The 18,225-nt window shown below is 35.9% G+C and carries 21 protein-coding genes and 2 tRNA genes; 8 read left to right on the top strand and 15 right to left on the bottom strand.

The features are described 5' to 3' along the window. The 6 genes from LACWKB10_RS08040 to LACWKB10_RS08020 all read right to left on the bottom strand — a co-directional run. Positions 1-753, bottom strand: a 753-nt coding sequence (locus LACWKB10_RS08040) for a 1-acyl-sn-glycerol-3-phosphate acyltransferase (protein ID WP_034980949.1), incomplete at its 3' end; no start/stop codon positions are given. A 229-nt stretch (positions 754-982) separates the two neighbouring features. After that, positions 983-1,819 (bottom strand): PTS system mannose/fructose/sorbose family transporter subunit IID, encoded by an 837-nt coding sequence (locus LACWKB10_RS08035; RefSeq protein WP_034980946.1) that lies wholly within the window; start codon positions 1,817-1,819, stop codon positions 983-985. Between the two features lie 15 nt (positions 1,820-1,834). After that, positions 1,835-2,680: a PTS sugar transporter subunit IIC gene (locus LACWKB10_RS08030; protein WP_034980943.1), complete on the bottom strand. Its 846-nt coding sequence runs from the start codon at positions 2,678-2,680 to the stop codon at positions 1,835-1,837. A gap of 81 nt (positions 2,681-2,761) precedes the next feature. Continuing rightward, positions 2,762-3,193: a PTS sugar transporter subunit IIB gene (locus tag LACWKB10_RS08025; protein ID WP_052060350.1), complete on the bottom strand. Its 432-nt coding sequence runs from the start codon at positions 3,191-3,193 to the stop codon at positions 2,762-2,764. 24 nt (positions 3,194-3,217) lie between these two features. Then, complete coding sequence (locus tag LACWKB10_RS10355; RefSeq protein WP_255358048.1) at positions 3,218-3,343, bottom strand: hypothetical protein; 126 nt, start codon at positions 3,341-3,343, stop codon at positions 3,218-3,220. Then, positions 3,324-3,632 carry a PTS sugar transporter subunit IIA gene (locus LACWKB10_RS08020; protein ID WP_052060349.1) on the bottom strand — a complete coding sequence of 103 codons (309 nt, stop codon included), beginning with the start codon at positions 3,630-3,632 and terminating at the stop codon, positions 3,324-3,326. Before LACWKB10_RS08020 ends, LACWKB10_RS10355 begins: the two co-directional genes overlap by 20 nt. A gap of 161 nt (positions 3,633-3,793) precedes the next feature. On the opposite strand from LACWKB10_RS08020, the gene deoC reads away from it, so the two are divergent. Both deoC and LACWKB10_RS08010 read left to right on the top strand, forming a co-directional pair. Beyond that, the gene (deoC, locus tag LACWKB10_RS08015) at positions 3,794-4,501 is read left to right on the top strand and encodes a deoxyribose-phosphate aldolase (protein ID WP_034980941.1); all 708 of its coding nucleotides are present in this window, start codon (positions 3,794-3,796) and stop codon (positions 4,499-4,501) included. Between the two features lie 129 nt (positions 4,502-4,630). Continuing rightward, positions 4,631-5,350 carry a GntR family transcriptional regulator gene (locus LACWKB10_RS08010; protein WP_034980938.1) on the top strand — a complete coding sequence of 240 codons (720 nt, stop codon included), beginning with the start codon at positions 4,631-4,633 and terminating at the stop codon, positions 5,348-5,350. Between the two features lie 54 nt (positions 5,351-5,404). Here LACWKB10_RS08010 and LACWKB10_RS08005 read toward each other — a convergent pair whose 3' ends face one another. The 7 genes from LACWKB10_RS08005 to LACWKB10_RS07975 form a co-directional block, all read right to left on the bottom strand. After that, entirely contained in the window at positions 5,405-6,133 is a 729-nt protein-coding gene (locus tag LACWKB10_RS08005) for a DUF4097 family beta strand repeat-containing protein (protein WP_034980935.1), read from the bottom strand. A gap of 159 nt (positions 6,134-6,292) precedes the next feature. Next, positions 6,293-7,183 carry a DUF4097 family beta strand repeat-containing protein gene (locus tag LACWKB10_RS08000; RefSeq protein ID WP_034980933.1) on the bottom strand — a complete coding sequence of 297 codons (891 nt, stop codon included), beginning with the start codon at positions 7,181-7,183 and terminating at the stop codon, positions 6,293-6,295. A gap of 87 nt (positions 7,184-7,270) precedes the next feature. Next, positions 7,271-8,080, bottom strand: a complete 810-nt coding sequence (locus tag LACWKB10_RS07995; protein WP_034980931.1) for a DUF4097 family beta strand repeat-containing protein — start codon at positions 8,078-8,080, stop codon at positions 7,271-7,273. 2 nt (positions 8,081-8,082) lie between these two features. Next, positions 8,083-8,727: a DUF1700 domain-containing protein gene (locus tag LACWKB10_RS07990; protein WP_052060348.1), complete on the bottom strand. Its 645-nt coding sequence runs from the start codon at positions 8,725-8,727 to the stop codon at positions 8,083-8,085. Continuing rightward, positions 8,711-9,034: a PadR family transcriptional regulator gene (locus tag LACWKB10_RS07985; RefSeq protein ID WP_034980930.1), complete on the bottom strand. Its 324-nt coding sequence runs from the start codon at positions 9,032-9,034 to the stop codon at positions 8,711-8,713. Before LACWKB10_RS07985 ends, LACWKB10_RS07990 begins: the two co-directional genes overlap by 17 nt. Before the next feature lie 124 nt (positions 9,035-9,158). Further along, positions 9,159-10,244: a DUF4097 family beta strand repeat-containing protein gene (locus LACWKB10_RS09880; RefSeq protein WP_052060347.1), complete on the bottom strand. Its 1,086-nt coding sequence runs from the start codon at positions 10,242-10,244 to the stop codon at positions 9,159-9,161. Between the two features lie 94 nt (positions 10,245-10,338). Further along, complete coding sequence (locus LACWKB10_RS07975; protein ID WP_052060346.1) at positions 10,339-11,217, bottom strand: alpha/beta hydrolase; 879 nt, start codon at positions 11,215-11,217, stop codon at positions 10,339-10,341. A gap of 143 nt (positions 11,218-11,360) precedes the next feature. On the opposite strand from LACWKB10_RS07975, the gene LACWKB10_RS07970 reads away from it, so the two are divergent. Continuing rightward, positions 11,361-11,870, top strand: coding sequence for a zeta toxin family protein (locus tag LACWKB10_RS07970; RefSeq protein ID WP_034980929.1), 510 nt, complete (start codon positions 11,361-11,363; stop codon positions 11,868-11,870). A 73-nt stretch (positions 11,871-11,943) separates the two neighbouring features. On the opposite strand, the gene LACWKB10_RS07965 is transcribed toward LACWKB10_RS07970, so the two are convergent. Next, a tRNA-Lys gene (locus LACWKB10_RS07965) sits at positions 11,944-12,019 on the bottom strand. A 359-nt stretch (positions 12,020-12,378) separates the two neighbouring features. Beyond that, positions 12,379-12,451: transfer RNA gene (locus LACWKB10_RS07960), tRNA-Lys, on the bottom strand. Positions 12,452-12,591: 140 nt separating this feature from the next. Here LACWKB10_RS07960 and yycF point away from each other — a divergent pair. The 5 genes from yycF (at position 12,592) to LACWKB10_RS07935 (ending at position 18,189) form a co-directional block, all read left to right on the top strand. Further along, entirely contained in the window at positions 12,592-13,308 is a 717-nt protein-coding gene (gene yycF, locus LACWKB10_RS07955) for a response regulator YycF (protein ID WP_034980927.1), read from the top strand. Positions 13,309-13,370: 62 nt separating this feature from the next. Next, positions 13,371-15,224 carry a cell wall metabolism sensor histidine kinase WalK gene (gene walK, locus LACWKB10_RS07950; protein ID WP_034980924.1) on the top strand — a complete coding sequence of 618 codons (1,854 nt, stop codon included), beginning with the start codon at positions 13,371-13,373 and terminating at the stop codon, positions 15,222-15,224. Next, a complete protein-coding gene (locus LACWKB10_RS07945) occupies positions 15,214-16,548 on the top strand; it encodes a hypothetical protein (protein WP_034980922.1) in 1,335 nt (444 codons plus the stop codon). The genes walK and LACWKB10_RS07945 overlap by 11 nt, the downstream gene beginning before the upstream one ends. A gap of 1 nt (position 16,549) precedes the next feature. Then, on the top strand, positions 16,550-17,377 hold the full coding sequence (locus LACWKB10_RS07940) for a two-component system regulatory protein YycI (RefSeq protein WP_034980920.1): 828 nt from the start codon (positions 16,550-16,552) through the stop codon (positions 17,375-17,377). A gap of 14 nt (positions 17,378-17,391) precedes the next feature. Continuing rightward, positions 17,392-18,189 (top strand): MBL fold metallo-hydrolase, encoded by a 798-nt coding sequence (locus LACWKB10_RS07935; protein WP_034980917.1) that lies wholly within the window; start codon positions 17,392-17,394, stop codon positions 18,187-18,189. Positions 18,190-18,225 lie beyond the last annotated feature (36 nt).

Genomic DNA, 18,225 nt, shown 5'->3' with positions numbered 1-18,225 from the left:
TTGATAAATGCAATATTCGAAATTACTTGTTAAGGCTCGTTTTTGCATTGTCTGATAAACTTGCTTATGCAGCTTTTCTTGCGCCTGCTTTTTAGTAAGATGATTATCTGGAAAGAAGGGCCCATCTATGTAGACCGTTATTTGCGGTTTCTTACCCCACCTGGGCTTAGAATATGTTGTAGTCATAGTAAAGCTGGCAGAGTCAAGTGCAACAGGGAAATGCATGCTGTTCACTGGAAAAGGCCTGATTTTAGTGTAATAAGGCCAAACATGTGATTCAGGATAAATGACAACTACCTTTTTTGCTTTAATAACCGCAGTGATTGCTTTAATCAATTTTGCAGATTGTTCTATGTTTTGACCAACAGGAAGTCCAAAATATGGTAAAACCAGTTTTCCTAAAACAGGGATGCCCCAATTTGATTGTGCTGCAATAGCATAATAGTTTTTTGCAGGAATAATGCTAAGTGGTAAAACCACATCGCCAAAAGTTTGGGTATGATTACCATAGATAAAATACCCTTGATCGTTTATTGCTTGCAACTTTTCCTTGCCAACTATTCGTACTCTTAGGATCAAATTAATATAGACTATACTAACTAGATGTCCTATAGGGCGTACAATCTTAGACCAAATTTTTCCACCTAATGATTTCGGAAAAATAGCATAACTATTTGGTAAATGATAATCTTGGTTCAGGCTAACCACCAAATCATCTGTTAAATGATGATAGAAGAATTTTCGCTTGCCCATCGAACCCTTCTTTCAATAAAGTCAATAAGTAATTTTATCATGAATTGCTTAAGATTAAAAAGGTTGCTAAAAAGCTTGTCAAAATAGTATAAACCACTATTTAATCTATCAACATATATAGAAATAAAAAATTATTTTTCGTAATTTTAAGTAATTATATATAAAAAGAGCACACTAATCAAAGTGTACTCTATTATCTGCCAAAAAGCAGTGTAAAAATGAACTTTTATTAAAATAACCCAATCAAACAGCCGATAGTTACAATTACAACCATAATGATAATTACTTTAGTAGCTGTCATTTGTTTACTGGAAACAAGCCACCAGCCAAAAATAACCATAGCTAGTGGTAAGAGTCCAGGAAAGATACCGTCTAGAACTGTTTGTAAAGGTTGCGATTTGCCTCCTAAAGGAATTTTAGCTACAGTTTTAAGAACAATTGTATTTGCGGCCAAAGCTCCCACAACCATTACGCCTAAGATGTTAAACGCATCAGTAATTCTCTTGGAATTTTCTCCTACAATAGTGTCGATTGCGCCAACACCTAATTTATAACCGCTGTGAAAGGCAATGTAGGAAATTGTAGGTCCAATTATGCCATAAGCAATAATGTAAAATAATGGTCCGACGGGACTGCCGCCTTTAGCTAAGCTCATTGCAATTGATAACAAAATAGGAACAATAATGCCTTGAATGATTGAATCCCCAATGCCAGCTAAAGGACCCATTAAAGTAGCTTTAATGTTAACGGGCATTTCTTCTGAAACATCGTTGCCCAAAGCAATTTGCTCTTCAAGCGAAGCAACAATCCCATTAATAATTTGACCTGTTTGCGGTTCGGTATTGTAAAACATGGAATGACGTTCAAGCAGGCGTCTTTTTTTCTCGGGATCATTTTTATAATATTTGCGTGCAAAAGGTAAGTAAGAATATGCCCAGGCATGTCCCTGCAACTTTTCATAACTCATTGAACTGAGGTGTGTAAAACCCCACCGGTACCAAATTTGATTAAGTTCATGCTTTGATAGCAGTTTTTGTGGTTCAGTATTATTTTCCTTTGTAGCCATCTTTAACACCTCTCATTAAAATAGATCTTCATCTTCATATTCTTCGTCATTATCAATTGTCTGTTCTGCGTTATCTGCAGAGTTAGCAGCAGCCGGAGCGTTGTTTTTACCGGTTGACATGTAATATAGATATGCGACTAACGCCGAAATAAAGACAATTGCAATCATGCTTAATTTGGCAAAAGCAAGTAAAACAAAACCGGCAAAGAAGAAAATAAAGTGCGATTTATTTTTGATTACTATGCTCATTAACATAGCAATACCCAAGGCTGGCAAAACGCCGCCTAAAACTTGAATAATATGGGTTACAGTAGCGGGAATGCTGTCGATTAGCCAGTTGACTAAACCTTTGCCATAATAAATTGCTAGAAAAACTGGTACAGCACGTAAAAGGAAGGTAGTGATTTGCGGATAAACTAGATGGTTCAGGACTATACCACGATCATCATTATTATGTGCGGCATTTTCAGCTCGAGTATTCCAGAAAGAGTAAAGAGCCATTCTGCCATTATAGAAAATTAAGCCAAATGTCTGGCCAATTAAAATTGCCAGGGTAACAGCAATTGCAGGATTTTTAGTGGTCGACATGGCCAAACCTATTCCACCATATGCTGCATAGGTAATTTCACTATTAGTGGCACCTCCAGTTGACAAGTTGGCGATGAAAACGGCTTGCACAGCCAGGCCACACAAAATACCATTTTTAATGTCACCAAAGGCAAGGCCGACCAGTAAACCGGCTACTAAGGGTCTGCCAACAATATAGAAACCTCCAGACATACCAAATAGCCATGGTGTTTCAATCGCTCCCAGATAACAGAAAATTCCTGTTAAAAGTGCGGGAAAAAATAAATTATTCATTTTTATTGCCTCCAAAAATTAAGACATAGAATCATATTTCTTTTTCATAGTTGACCAAGGTTTAATTTCATCATCAGGTAATTACTGAAATTGAATGTCAGTGCCATGTTTTGCAATATCTTCAAAAGCATTGTAGTCATCTTGATCAATGGCTACTGTTCGTCCAAGCACCTTAGTTCCTGGGCGAGTATTCATCGGTCCAACATTTAGTACTTTGCCAAAATCAATTCCCAAGTCTGCCATTTGCGCAAAAGTCTTGGGGGAGTCACTGATTAAGAAAAATTTCTTTTTGGATTCAATACCCTTTTTGATTTTGTCGCCAGCTTCAGCAACTGTATAAATACCAACTTTTAATTCATTAGCAGCAGCTTTTAATACTTTGCGCCGCAACTTGTCGTGGGCGATATTATCACCAACAACTAAAATGCCATCTACGGGACGTGCTTTGGTCCAACGCGTCATCGTTTGACCATGGATTACCCGGTCGTCAATTCTTACTACTGAAATACTCATACTTATTACACCTTTCTTATTAATTTAAAATTCAATATCGTCATCATCATCTTGTTCGTCTTGAGCAACATCGATACCATTTGTTCCCGCCTGTAAAGCTGTCTGCACGGCTTCATCGAGTGCTGTATTGTCAGATAATTGGGGGGACAAGCTCTAAAAGCATGGGTAAGTTCAGACCACTTACTACACGTGTTTTTTCAGTGTGAGTTAAATAGTACTTAAAGGATTCATTGTATGGAGTTCCACCTTTTAGATCTGCCAAAATTAAGACTGATTCTGTTTCACCGTCAAGCAGCTCTTGAAGACGATTACGGTATGAACCAATTCCTCTTTCATCTAATTCAAGTGTCATGATATGATCCGATTTGCCAGCAATAAATTCAAAACCAGAAGCGATGCCTTGTGCTAAATGTCCGTGTGAAGTTAACAATATTTTCACTAAAACCACTCCTTTTTGTAAATACATATTAATTTACAACACAATTATATGTAATCGCTTTATATAAGTCAAACACTATTTTAAATAAAAAAGTAAGCGGTTGACATTAAAGCTTTCTGTGGTTAAAATCAGTTTATGTAATTACAAAAAGGAGAATAACAATGAAATACACAATTGATGACTTTGCACGATTAATTGATCATACTAACTTACATGCGGATGCTACTGAAGACGACATGATAAAGTTATGCGATGAAGCTAAAAAATATCATTTCAAGATGGTAGCAATTAATGAAGTCCAATCAGAATTTTGCGCCCAGCAGTTAAAGGGGACTGATATTGATACAGGAGCTGCAATTAGTTTTCCTTTGGGTCAAACAACGGTAGCTTGCAAGTTGGCAGAAACTAAAGATGCATTACAAAACGGTGCTAATGAAATTGATTATGTTGTTAACTTAACGCAAGTGAAAGCTCATAATTGGTCTTATATTGAAGATGAAATGACTCAGATGGTTGATCTTTGCCATGATCACCATGTTCCATGTAAGGTTATTTTTGAAACGTGCTACTTGTCTAAGGCAGAAATTAAGCAGCTGGCTTTAATTGCAAAAGAAGTACAACCTGATTTTGTCAAGACATCAACTGGTTTTGGGACAGCTGGTGCAACAGTGGAAGATGTAAAATTGATGAAAGAAAATGTTGGCTCGGATGTTAAAGTCAAAGCTGCAGGCGGAATTCGCAATACCGATGATTTTTTAGCAATGATCGCAGCTGGAGCAGAACGAATAGGCACTAGCTCAGGTGTAAAAATCATTGAAACTCTTAAACAGCGGTTTGAAAAAGATGGCATCAACTCAATTGAAATTTAAGTGTGAATAAAAAAATAGTGTTAAAAAACCAGTGTAAATAAGGGCTATTTAGCTCTTTACACCGGTTTTTTGCATGGTATAGTATTCTTATAATGGTATAATTTAGTAAGATGAAAGTGGTGGGACTAATTGGTAAAAAAAGAACTCCCTAAATATCAAGTAATTGCTAACGATCTTTTGAATAAAATTCAAACTGGCATTTATGCGCAAAATACAATTATTCCTCCAGAAACTGAATTAGCGGATAAATATCAGGTAAGTCGGCCAACAATGCGTCAGGCAATCTCATTGCTGGTTAATCAAGGTTATTTAGAGCGGCGTCGTAAACGAGGTACACTAGTTAAAAAGGTTAAAATCGAGCAGGAATTTACCCATTTGATTGAAAGCTATAGCGAAGAAATGAGTGCTAAAGGCATCTATCCTAAAACCAATCTGCTTTATTTTGATGAAGAAAAAGCCACACCTGAAGTAAGCAAAAATTTAAAGTTGCCTGAAAAAGCACCTGTCTTTAAGCTAGTACGGTTGCGCTATGCTAATGATCAGCCAATTGTTCTGGTTACAACCTATGTGCCCAAACAAAGGATACCTGAGCTGATTAATTATAATTTTGCCCAGGATTCTTTATATAGTACTCTTGAAAAATATCATTTAAAAGTAACGCAGGTAATCAGAAAGCTGGAAGTAATGGAAGCAGATGAAACTACTGCCAACTTGCTTAATATTGCAGTCAATAAGCCGATATTTTACTTTCATACTCAGGGTCTTACGGCTGATGAACAGCCAATTGAATACTCAATTGCTAAATATAGAGGAGACATTAATTCTTTTGTAATTGATGTTCAGCGCTAATTTTTGCATCAAAAAAGTCTTACCTTTGCCTGAATAGGTTAAGGTAAGACTTTTTTATACAATTTTGATTGATCCCACTCCACATTGAACAGTTACCTGGTTTTGATCGTCACCTAGGCAATAAAAGCTCTGACCTTCTCTATTACCGTGAAAATATATTGTCCCGATATTAGCAGATAAATCATAACCAGTCTTAATATTATTATTGTCAGTCATTTTAAATGATCCGCTAGAGAGTACGAATTGACTTTTTCCTTGCAAATTATCAATTTTAACCGAACCAGCAGAAAGTTTTGCTTTTAGGTTTATATTGCAGTGGCTGATTGATAAACTGCCTGCTTCTAGATTAAGTTTTGCCTCTTTAGTTATAGTAACGTTAAGCAATTTTGTTGAACCGGCTTCATTTTTCAATTTAAACTGTTGCATATTAAGGTCAGATAAAAGGACGCTTCCAGCATGTTCATTTGCTTGCAGTGTGTTAAGCGGTGCATCCTCTGGAACAGTAACTATTATTTTATTTATTTTGAAGGAATGATTGAAAGTAAAACTATTAGAATTATGTCCTTTTTCACTAATAAATAAAGTTTGTTCTTTAACTTCAGCAGTTACATAGTCTTTGTCATTACCACAAATCGTTACATGATAATTTGTTCCAGAATGAATATCAATGCTAAAAGCATAAAGATCCATTGTGATGTTGGTAAATGAAGATAGGTCAATTTCATGTGGTTCAGGATCCGGTTTATTTTGAAATTCAAGTGACCCGTTAAAATTAATTTTCATTGTAATTTTCTTTCTTTAATCTAGATCTAATATTATATTTAATAAATATTAGCACCACAACTTGATTCAGACAATATAGAAATAAAAAATAATGCCTTTTTTATTCTTATATTTATTTTAATGTGACAAAAGCTTCCTAACTCAAGTCTTTTGGAATTTTTAATTAATAACTATATCCCCATCTCCACTTGTAACTTTAAGCAAAGGCAAACCCTTTAATTTTTTAGAAAAGTGTTTGCGATGATTATTGCCATGAAAGACAAGATCATCATCTGAAGCGGTTGAAAGCTGGTAACTGATCTTGGGAGACCTGCTCATTTGAAAATCGCCTTCGCTTAGATTAAATGAGCTGTTGTCAAGTAAATTAGAATTATTTATCTTAGCATCACCGTCACCTAAGGTAGCCTTGATTTTAAAGTGACTACTGGTAACAATCAGGTCGCCTTCACTCATGTTGAGGAAACTGCTTGTTAATGTTGAATTGGAGATTTTCAAATCGCCATTATCAAGGTCAAAGTTGGCTTCCTGCGTTTTAATACTATCTGTAGTAATATTGCCATCTTCTGATTGTAAATTGATGCTGGCAACTGTCAAATCAGCTAAATGAACATTGCCCTCAGAACATGATCCAGTTATTTCTTTTAGCGAGTCTGCTTCTGGAACAGTGACAATTACCTTATAAGTACCATCCTCATAAGCACCATTGTCTGAAATGGTCAGTTTCTCGCCATAAACCTTGGCACTGATCTTTTTTACATTAGGACCGCTAACTTTAATTTGGAAGTTGTCTCCTTTAGCAATTTGAATGTTGGGTTCTTCAGCGTCAATATTAATTTTAGAGAACTTGCCTACGTTGAAAGTACGGGATTTTGCTGGTACATGATGTGAGTATGCGTGAGTTTGATTACGATTAAAAAAGTTTTCAATATTGGTTGTTATGCCTGAATGGATATTATTGATATCTTCTCTGCCACCGTTAGTTTCACCAATACCAAGCAAAATTATACCGATAGTAATGATGGCAACACTGAGTAGGTAAAACTTTTTCATTTTGATTCTCCTTGTTTTAGATAAGTTTTTAATTTTAAAATGGGTATTACTAACCAAGAAAACATCTAAGTAAAGTTTACTTGCCCACTAATTAATTAGAATATCGCCATCCATACTAGTAACTTTTAATACGGGTTTATTTTTAACTTTTTTTGCAAAATGATTGGAATGATAAGAACCTTTAAAAATGATTTTATCATCCGAGTGATTTGTCAATACATAGTTGATCTTAGGCGCGTTTGACATTGAAAAGTCGCCGTCATTCAATATAATTGAGCTGTTATTTAGTATTTGAGAGTCGCTAATCTTAACATCGCCATCATTTAGTTTTAGTGAACTACGTGAAAAAGTCGACTGGTTTACTTTGAGGTCACCGTCATTTGAATTTAGGTCAAGGCTTTTCGCAGTAAGCTTATTAATCAAAACGTCGCCATCTTCTATTGTCAAATTGATGCGGGGAACATTTAAACTATTGATATAAAAATCGCCCTCTTCACAAAAACCAGTTATCTTTTTTATGGCGCTTTTAGCAGGAACATAAACATCAACGCTATAATAACCATCGTTATAATCATGTTCAGGCTGATCCGAAATAGTGAGCATATTATGATCAACTTTAGTTTTTATTTTTTTGATGTCTGCTCCGTGCCCCCCTCTAACAACCACTTTAAACTTGTTAATATCCTTAAGTGAAATTCGGATATCAGGTCTGTAACAGGCTAACTTAATATTGTCGAACTTGTTCACGTAAAAAGTTTTGCTTTCATTATAATGAGCGTGTTTACCATTATAATCATGTGACGGGTTATCATTTAATCTAAATACGACTAGTAGGATCAGCCCAATAAGTAATAGCAGTCCAAAGATTAGCCCACAAATTTTATAAAACTTTTTCATTTTTATTTTTCCTTATCTGTATTTTTTCCGGTACTAGTTTGAAAATAATTTTTCTTTAAAATATTTTTACCAAGGTTACGCATAAACTGGGTACACTTGGCAATTAAAATTTTCCCTAACTTGATAATAAATGGGAGTAATAAAAGAATAATGCCAATGCAAATTAAGGATTTACCCAGGTAAAGACAGCCGACTGGCCAGTTGTGAGTGAATAGCAGGGATAAAGATTTAAGAAAGTTTAGGCCTCCACCGACAAAGAATTTAAACAAAAAGGCTATTATCGTAAAAAATAAGCCAAAGAAAACTGCGAGTATAAAGAAGAGCACGAATAAAATTGCTAAGACGAGTGGGATGCCAATTGGAGCAGCACAAATTCCCAATAAAATGTACCAGCTGGCCTTTAAGTTTGACTTCGGAGTCTCCTTTCTTGGAGAAACAGAATCATCTTTGCTTGAATAATCGGCTAAAATATTGATTGCTAATTGTTTGGGCGTTCCTAGTTCAGCTTCGATGGTAGAACGTCTGATGAAGTCACCGTCCAATAAAAATTCGTGGTAAAATTCGACAACATCTTCGCGATCTTTTTCAGGCAAATCAGCTAAGTTTTGTTCTAGTTCGGAAATATAATCATCAATTACTTTGGTCATTTTGCCCTCCTAATACTTGATTAACTCTTGCACTAAAATCTTGCCATTCATCTTGAATTGTATTTAGCAGCGTCAGCCCTTCATCAGTAATGTGATAGTAACGCCGGTTGCGTCCCTGATAAGGCTCATCATAAGTTGTTAAGCAGTTATTCTTTTTTAATCTGCGTAAAACAGGATAGATAGTTGACTCGGAGATAGAAAAAATCTTTTGCACATTTTGTGTCAAAGCGTAGCCATACAGATCATCTTGTTTTAGAAAAGCTAAAACCGCACCATCTAGCAAACGAGTCGGTATTTGGATTGCCATGCTTTGCCTCCCCTAATATTATATGATATATAATATTTTAATTTAGGTTTAAGAAATTAGCAAATATTAAACCGAAGTTTTTGATAAATAATACAAAAAAATAAGACTCATCTGAGCCTTATTTTTATTTGATGATTATATCTCCATCATTTAGAGTTGCTTTTAACGTGTCACTTTGTATGCTTTGACTGTTAAAACTATCACCAATACTGGAATTGCGATAAATAATGTCGCCATCGTTTACTTTAAGCTGCACACTGATGTCATGGGCAAGTTGGCTTAACTTCAAGTCGCTATTTGCGGCCTTAACGATATTTTGGCTGGTTAGTTGGCTTTGCCTGATCTGAATATCTCCATCTCGTGCTTCCAGACTGATGTTAGTATGGCATTGGACAAGTTCTATATCTCCCCCACTTGTTTGAGCAATTATTTGCTTAAGGATACTGCGTTTTAAACTGCCATCACCGTTACGATCTTTGCTGGATAATTGAGCAATTATTGACTGAGTAATGAAATAGTCCGCGTTTCTGCCAGAAAAAATTAACTCATCTGAGACCTGAACATTATTGATGTATATGTCGCCATTATGAAGGTTAAGTACAATGTTTTTAAGCTTTAGATTTTGCAACATGATGTCGCCATTTTGACTTTGTCCGCTAATTTTAGATAAAGAATCTAATTTAGGAACAGTAATTTCCACGCGACTGGCATTAGTGAGCCTGTTGAACATGATCACATGGCTTTTTTCCTCAACAGGAGCCTCTTTAACAACTAACGTTTGCTTGACTAAATTTACCTCTACAGGTCTGCTGCTGTAGTCTGCTACTGTTATTTGAAACTGACTGCCTTGATGAATAATTACATCTGTAGTCTTAACTGCCAATTTTACTTGATTGAAGTTTTCAAGGGTAATGGTACGTTCCCTGCGGGGATATCTTTTGACACGCAACCCATTAAAATAATTATCACTGGCATTGGGATCATTAGCAGAGGCAGTAACTGCTGTTAAAAATTTAACGTAGTCTTGCTTAATTTCTTTTGCCAAGTCATCTGGAGTACCTAGTTCTTTAACTATTTCTTCTTTTGTTTGAAAATCACCGTCGAGCAGAAAATCACGGTAGAAAGCAAGCGTATATTTTTGCTCTAATTTAGATAAAGATGTCAAATTCAGAGCCAATTTTGAGATGAAGTTTTCAATTAGTGGAGTCATCATTCTTCTCCTGTCACTATAAAATATCCTTTTTCTTTTTATTATACGCTATAATTTATGAAAAAAATATTAAAATAATTTATAGAATTAATAGTTAATTAGCCCACAGAAACTGACCGATAATCTGATCTACTTTGGAATTGTCGTGCAACTTACTGTGTTGTCCACCTGCACCTTTAATTTCAATTTCATGGTAATTTACTTTGCCACGCAACAAATATCGTAAAGACTGGGCTGAAACGCAACTGACGTCATCATCAGAATTGGTACCATTTTCTTTATTGCCAAAAATATTCAACACTGATACATTGTTTGGAAAGTTATGACGATGCGTTAAAAAATACTGGTAGGATTGGGTCATATATTTTGGTTTCCCATTTTTAAGCAGATAATTATGATTGGGCTTCTCATCTAAACCAATAATACCATTAAATGGCGCACCAAGATTGACCTGCTTTTTTAATCGAGGCAAATTGCGATCCTGTCCGTATTTTAACTGATAAGAGAGAGTCATGATATTTCCCATAGAATGAGCTACGGTATTATATTGCTTAATATGGTATTTTTGTTTTAAACATAATATCAGGTTGTGAAACCACTCTCGCGTTGTGTAATAGTTGCTGTTTTTATTATCTTGCAAAATTACTTGAATAAGCGGTCTTTTAGTTTTGCGGGGCCAATTTCCCTGTAATTCAACCTTACCTGCAGGAGAAATTTTAGCTGTTAATACCTTGTGTGCATCATTATGCTGTTCGGCATATGCAATCATTCCTGCACTCGAGCGAGCACCAGCACCATAGCCATGCAAATAAATGGTAGGCGTAGCTTTAAAATGAGCTTTTTTCGTATTGCCAGAATTGACTTCTTCCGTATCCGTATGCGAACTTTTTTGTTCATAAGTGTGAAACAGGACAATTGTAACTAAGAGCAAGCCTAAAATGCTGCTTACTCCTATTAACCATTTTTTCTTCATTAATATTGCCTACTTTGATAATTTAATGTATTAATTATATCTTATGTGCATTATTCTAATATTAAAAATATAAAAGCTTAATAATATAATTTAAATAGTAGCGTTAATTCTTTAGTTACTGGTATTGAAAGGAAAAATATTCAATGACACCAATTTTTATTTTAATTAGAGGAAATTCTGGTAGTGGCAAAACTGTCCTAGCCAATTGTTTGCAAAATCATTTTGGCTACCAAAGATGTTTGCTTTTACATGAAGATTTATTGCGCCTTGATATTTTGCATGTTAAGGAAAAAGAGACGGCACCAACTGCCAGTCTAATAGAATTAATGATTGAATGGGGCAAACAATACTACCCTATAATTATATTGGAAGGGATATTGCCCAAAAGGATTTATGGCACAACTTTAACTAAAATAATTCATGAATTTGGTGCAGGAGCATTTGTTTATTACTTAAATATTTCTTTTGCGCAAACCGTAAAAAATAATGAAAAAAAAGAAAGTCCTTTTCCGCTTGAGACTCTCGAGAAATGGTGGCTTGAACAAGATACACTTGGCGAAAAAGAGCGCAAGCTGACAAGTGCCACTGTCAAAGAACTGGCAGAACAAGTTCTAACGGATATTGCAGATTATGAAAACAAAAAAGGGGACTAGAAAGTCTCCTCCAAACTAAATTTTTTAAAAGCAATAAAAAAAGCACCGACTACTTGCAGTGCTATTTTTATTATGGTGGGTGGCCAGGGGCTCGAACCCTGGACCCACGGATTAAGAGTCCGTTGCTCTGCCAACTGAGCTAGCCACCCGTCACCATTTCTGTTGACAGTTAATTATGATAACAATTAATTCAGCTTTTGACAAGGCTTTTGTATAAAAAAGTATAAAGAATTCTGCTTAACATTTGCTTAGGGCAGAATTTGTAGTTATGAAGCTATAGTTTGTTGCTTTTATTTGTTAATTTCATGAGGTTTTGCAAAAGTAAAGTGAGTAGATAAAATACTGTTGAATCAATGCTTTTGCTGAAAAAGTGCTGGATTAATTGTTTAAAACAATAACAAATACAATAGAATTGACAAATGAAATTGATCTGATATTATATAAAGGTTTAGTGTCTTTTGACAAACAAAAAAGGTAGCAACCAAGTGATTACTACCTTTATTATTAATGGGTGGCCAGGGGTTCGAACCCTGGACCCACGGATTAAGAGTCCGTTGCTCTGCCAGCTGAGCTAGCCACCCATAAGCGTTATTACAAATAACCGACGGAGACTATTATGCTATTATTTTCACTAAAATGCAAGTTTTTTTATTAAATTTTGGTGACTTTTTTGGCTAATAAACTAAAAACCAGTATAATGATCACAAAAGGGGGCTTTTCGATGTCAAAGAGAATTCTCGTTGTTGATGATGAAAAACCAATTTCTGATATTATTAAATTTAATTTGACAAAAGAAGGGTTTGACGTCGACACTGCGTATGATGGCGAAGAGGCTATCAAGAAAGTTGACGAATATAATCCTGACTTAATGATTTTAGACTTGATGCTACCCAAAAAAGATGGTTTGGATGTAGCGCGTGAAGTAAGACAAACTCATGATATGCCTATCATTATGGTGACAGCAAAAGATACTGAAATTGATAAAGTTTTAGGTCTGGAAATGGGCGCAGATGATTATGTTACCAAACCTTTTTCTAACCGTGAATTAGTAGCAAGAGTAAAGGCTAATTTGCGTCGGCGCAATATCGTCAAAAAAGATGAAAGTGCTAATGATGATAGTTCTACAAAAAATATTGCCATCGGTAATCTGGTTATTATGCCAGATGCCTATATTGTTGAAAAAGAAGGCAAAAAGATTGAGCTGACTCACCGTGAATTTGAGTTGCTCTACTATTTAGCCCAGCACATGGATCAGGTAATGACCAGAGAGCATCTTTTGCAGACCGTTTGGGGTTATGACTATTTTGGCGATGTTCGGACAGTTGATGTTACTGTACACCGCTTGCGTGAAAAAATTGAAGATAATCCTATTCAGCCGCAGATTTTAGTAACTCGTCGCGGTGTTGGCTATTATGTAAAACAGCCTAATGAAGACTAATTAAGAAAGCCCGCAATGTTTAGCAAGCGAGGCTTTCTTTTTATTTAATCACTACAAAAATTATGAAAAAAATCAAGAATAAGTTTAAACATTTAACTATTTCTATTAATACTACTTTAGCCATCGTGTTTATGGCGACAATTATTGCCACAATTGAGGTCATTGGTGCTTATTTTACGCGCCAATTGGAGCAAAACAGCATTGAAAACTTCCAATCGTCTATTCAGGTTTTGCCCATTGTGTCTAATCAGTTGTCAACGCAATTACTGAAAGATAACAAGCATACTGACAGCAATTTGAATAGGATTGTTAACGACTATAGCAATGGTATTGGCACGATCAGTGAAATTATTGTTGTAGATAATAAAGACATTATTCGTGCAGTTTCAAACTTAAATGATAAAAATCGAATTGGTCAGCGTGTCAATAATACTTTAGTGAAGCAGGTAACTTCCACCGGCAGACAGGCAACTAAAGTAATTAATGATCATGGAGACTACATGGTACAGGTTACCCCATTAAGTGCCGGTAATGGTTCTGCTAATATAGTTGGCGCAATATACGTACGAGCGTCAATGCAGGGAGTTTTCAATGACTTGCGTAATATCTCACTGATGTTTTTGGTCACTTCTTTAATTGCGGCAGTGATAGGTGCAATTTTATCCTTAGTTGTTTCGCATGCGATTACCAAACCAATTGAGGAAATGCAGAGTCAAGCACTTAATATCGCAGACGGCGATTATTCGAGCCAAGTAAAGATCTATTCAAATGATGAGTTGGGTCAGTTGGGTCAGGCCTTTAACACTTTGTCCGTCAGAATTGAACGTTCACAAGAAGAATCTGAAAGTGAACAGCGCAGATTGGATAGTGTTTTGTCACATATGAGTGATGGCGTCCTTGCTACAGACAGGCACGGCAATGTTAACGTTGTTAATCAAATGGCGCTCAACTTTTTAAATCAAACAGAAGAAGAAATTATTAATAAGCCAATTGCTAAAGTTTTGGGTTTGGAAGAATCTTCGCAGGATTTAATTGCAAATCAAAAGGGTATAGCTATTACCATCAATAAGGGAACAAGAGATGAAGTCATTTTACATGCCAGTTTTTCTCTTATTAAAAGGGTGACAGGTTTTGTTTCCGGTAGTGTTTGCGTTTTGCATGATATTACCGAACAACAAAAAAATGAAAATTCACAAAAGCAGTTTGTTTCTAATGTCTCTCACGAGTTGCGTACACCGCTTACTAGCCTTCATGCATATATTGAAACCTTAAATGAGGGTGCCTGGAAAGATCCAAATGTTGCTCCTAAATTTTTGCAAGTTACACAAGAAGAAACCGAGCGCATGATCAGAATGATTAGCGAGCTGCTCAGTTTGTCACGCATGGACAGAGGAGTTTCTAAAGTTGATGTGGAATGGGTCAATTTTAATGACTTTGTAGCTCATATTCTTGATCGCTTTGACATGATTGTCAAAACGGATAAAAAAGAAAACAAAAAGTACACTATTAAACGTGAATTAGGTACGCAGGCATTGTGGGTAGAAATTGATACAGATAAGTTTGCCCAAGTAATTGATAATATCATGAACAATGCAATTAAGTATTCACCTAATGGCGGGACAATCACGGTTAAACTTCATTCTGAACAAAATCGGATTGTTCTTAGTATCGCAGATCAGGGTTTGGGCATTCCACGTGAAGATCTGACTAAAATATTTGACCGCTTTTACCGTGTTGATAAAGCCCGTTCAAGGGCCCAAGGAGGCACAGGTCTGGGTCTTGCGATTGCTAAAGAAATTGTGGAAGAACATCATGGTCATATTTGGGCTAATAGCAGTGAAGGAAATGGCTCAACTTTTTATATTGCACTGCCTTATGAACCAATGAGCGAAGGGGATGATTGGGATGAAGTCTAAATTTAAGCTCGGCGATGCACTGCTTTTACTAGGAACGTTGGCAGTTTTCGTTCTCTCAATTGTTCTCTGGATTTTTATCATGACTAATGACCAGTACTTTAATCATATTAATCAAACGGGCAGAGTAACTGAACAGGCAAAAAACAGACGTAATCGTATTGTTTCCAACCTCTACATTCCTACTAACTCTTACGGATTTAGAAATGGTCAGTTATATCGTTTATATGATGCTAAAAAGAACTTGCCACTGGAGTTTGTCAAAGAAGTAAAAGGGGTAAAATATCGCAGTATTAATAAAATTAGTACCGGTAAAACGCAGTATGAAAAAATGCTGCATGATGAAAATTGTATTCAGTTAAGCTTTCCTAAAGAAGTTAGCATCAATCTGTTTACTAGAAAAAACGTTAAAAAAGATGATGTGCAATTTCGACGCGTTTTTGTGTCAGACAGCAATAATTACCTTTATCTTGGAAACGATAAGACTTATACCGTTTACCGTGTTCATTTAATAAAAGGCAATTTTTCTAAACTACGCAATTATGCCAGCAGAGCTCAAGGAAGAGTTCCAGTGGAGTTCGTACGTCTCAAAAATTGTTATGAGGTATTCTTTACTAAACAAGACCATTGGAAAATATACAGCTATCTTACTAATACCCAAACTGATTCATATTTTGTATCTCGGCTGCTTGGCACCACTAACGTGACGACCCGCTCTAATAAAAAAGGCTGGACTACGTACTCGCTTAATTACTATACCAATTTACGAGCTCCTAAGGCTAAAACTGAACGACATGATTTTCACTATACTCGGTATGAGAAACGTAAAGACATATCACTTAATGATCAGCTTTTAGAGAGCGTAGATTTTGTTCATAAACTAGGTTTAAGCGAGCAGGATTTGCGTTACTTTGATACTGTAAATGATTCTATAAGCTATATTAACTATATTGAAGGCATACCGGTCTTTTGGGACAAAAGCAATCCACAAGTAGCGACAACTTTCACTGAGGATGCTGTAAAAGTTGATTTTAATAATACAGATTTGCAAATACCAATACCTTTTGATGGCCAAACGAAAACTTTGCCGACAAGTGCAGCAATAATGCAAAGATTAATAAATGCCGGTATGAGAAAAGATGAAATTCAACGTATAATAGTGGCTTTTAAAGTTGAAAAGGATAATTCACACAACCACTTGGTTAACCTGGTACCAGGATATTATGTTAAAGCATATGGTCAATGGAAGAGTTTAGCCGAATGGGAGAAAATAGATTTTCTGGCTCTGAATAAATATAGGCAGACATTAACGGAAGAAGGGAAATAAGATGGACCGTAAAAGAATAGAATGGTTATTTTTCGTCATTTTCTTGTTAATCGATATTTATTTAGGAATTGAAATTTGGCGTTCGCCCATTAGCTTGAGCAATACTTCAGGTTCTACTGCAACAAGCATTCGGGCCGAGATGCGAGCTGACGGAATTGACGTGCCCCTGCATATTTCACATAAGCAACAGTCCGGTTATTATTTAGCTGTTAAAAAGCGTGATTATCTTTCTGGTAAAAGCAGTAGTCTTACACAAGTTACAACACATTATTCCAAAAGTGACAATTCTTTGGCCGGGACGCCTAAATCCATGATTTTACTTAGTGGCAACCATAAAAATAATATGCAGCAGCTGGAAGATTTTAAAAACGATCCTAAAAATGTACCCTATGGTAAAACTTTTAAGTTTGAACCCAGCATGTCTGGCGACAATACATATTGTTATGTGCAAAATACCGATTATGGTCGTATTTATGACAGTGATGCTCAGTTAACAATTAATGTGCGCAATGATCAAATTATTAACTATACTATTTCCTATATGGGTCCTATTAAAGCAGTTCGTGAACCGCAATTAATTATCAGTGCTTGGCACGCTGTTAAAGCAATGTATACTGACAGGGAAATTGCTAACAACTCTCGAGTAATGCGAGTTAGTTTAGGCTATTCTAAATTAACCGATGTTCGTGGCAGTACAATTTTGCTGCCTACATGGCTGATTCAAGTTGAAAATAAGACGACTAAGAACATCACTGTTAAAAGAGTTAATGCATTTACAGCACAAATCTTGCAAGGCAGCTCATATAATGTTAATGTACAGAAAAATTAGGAAGGGATAATGCGGTGCAGGTTTCTGTTTTAGCCAGTGGTTCAACTGGTAACACCAGCTTAATTGAAACTGGTCAGCATAAAATTTTAATGGATGCAGGTTTATCAGGTAAAAAAATCAAAACCTTGTTAAGTCAAGTTGGCGTTGATATTAAAGACATTGACATGGTCTTTTTAAGTCATGATCATTCAGATCACAGCAAAGGACTGGGGGTTTTAATGCGCCGTTACCCTCGAATTGCGGCTTTTGCCAACAGTGGCACTTGGGAATATTTAACTGAAACACAAAAAATTGGGCAAATACCGGTTGAACAGATTAATATTATCGAGCCGGGACAAACCAAGACTTTCGGTGATTTGGATGTGACTGCGTTTGCGACTAGCCACGATGCAGCACAGCCTCAATATTACGTTTTTACCAGTGGTGGCAAGAGAATAGCTTTTTTAACGGATACCGGCTATGTCTCTAGTAAGGTAAAAAGCGTGATTGAAGATGCGGATGCCTATCTCATGGAGTTTAATTATGATGATATGATGTTGCGCAATGGTCCATATTCCTGGAGCTTAAAACAACGCATTTTGTCAGATGTCGGACATTTATCAAATGATGATGCCGGGCAGGCTTTGCTCGATGTGGTGACAAGTAAAACCGAACACATTTTTTTAGCACATAGAAGTCAGCATAATAATACGGCAAAGTTGGCTTATAATGCTGCTAAAAAAATAATGGTTGATGGGGATGCTAATTTGCCCAGTGATGTTAAAATTGTTCTGACCGATCCGATCCAGCCAACTAATTTAGTACAAATTTAAGGAAACTTTTTATCTTTTTTCAAGTTTTGTTAGTAT

The sequence above is a fragment of the Lactobacillus sp. wkB10 genome (genome assembly GCF_000760615.1).
Lineage (GTDB): Bacteria > Bacillota > Bacilli > Lactobacillales > Lactobacillaceae > Lactobacillus > Lactobacillus huangpiensis.
This window is presented reverse-complemented; position numbering and strand designations above follow the sequence as displayed.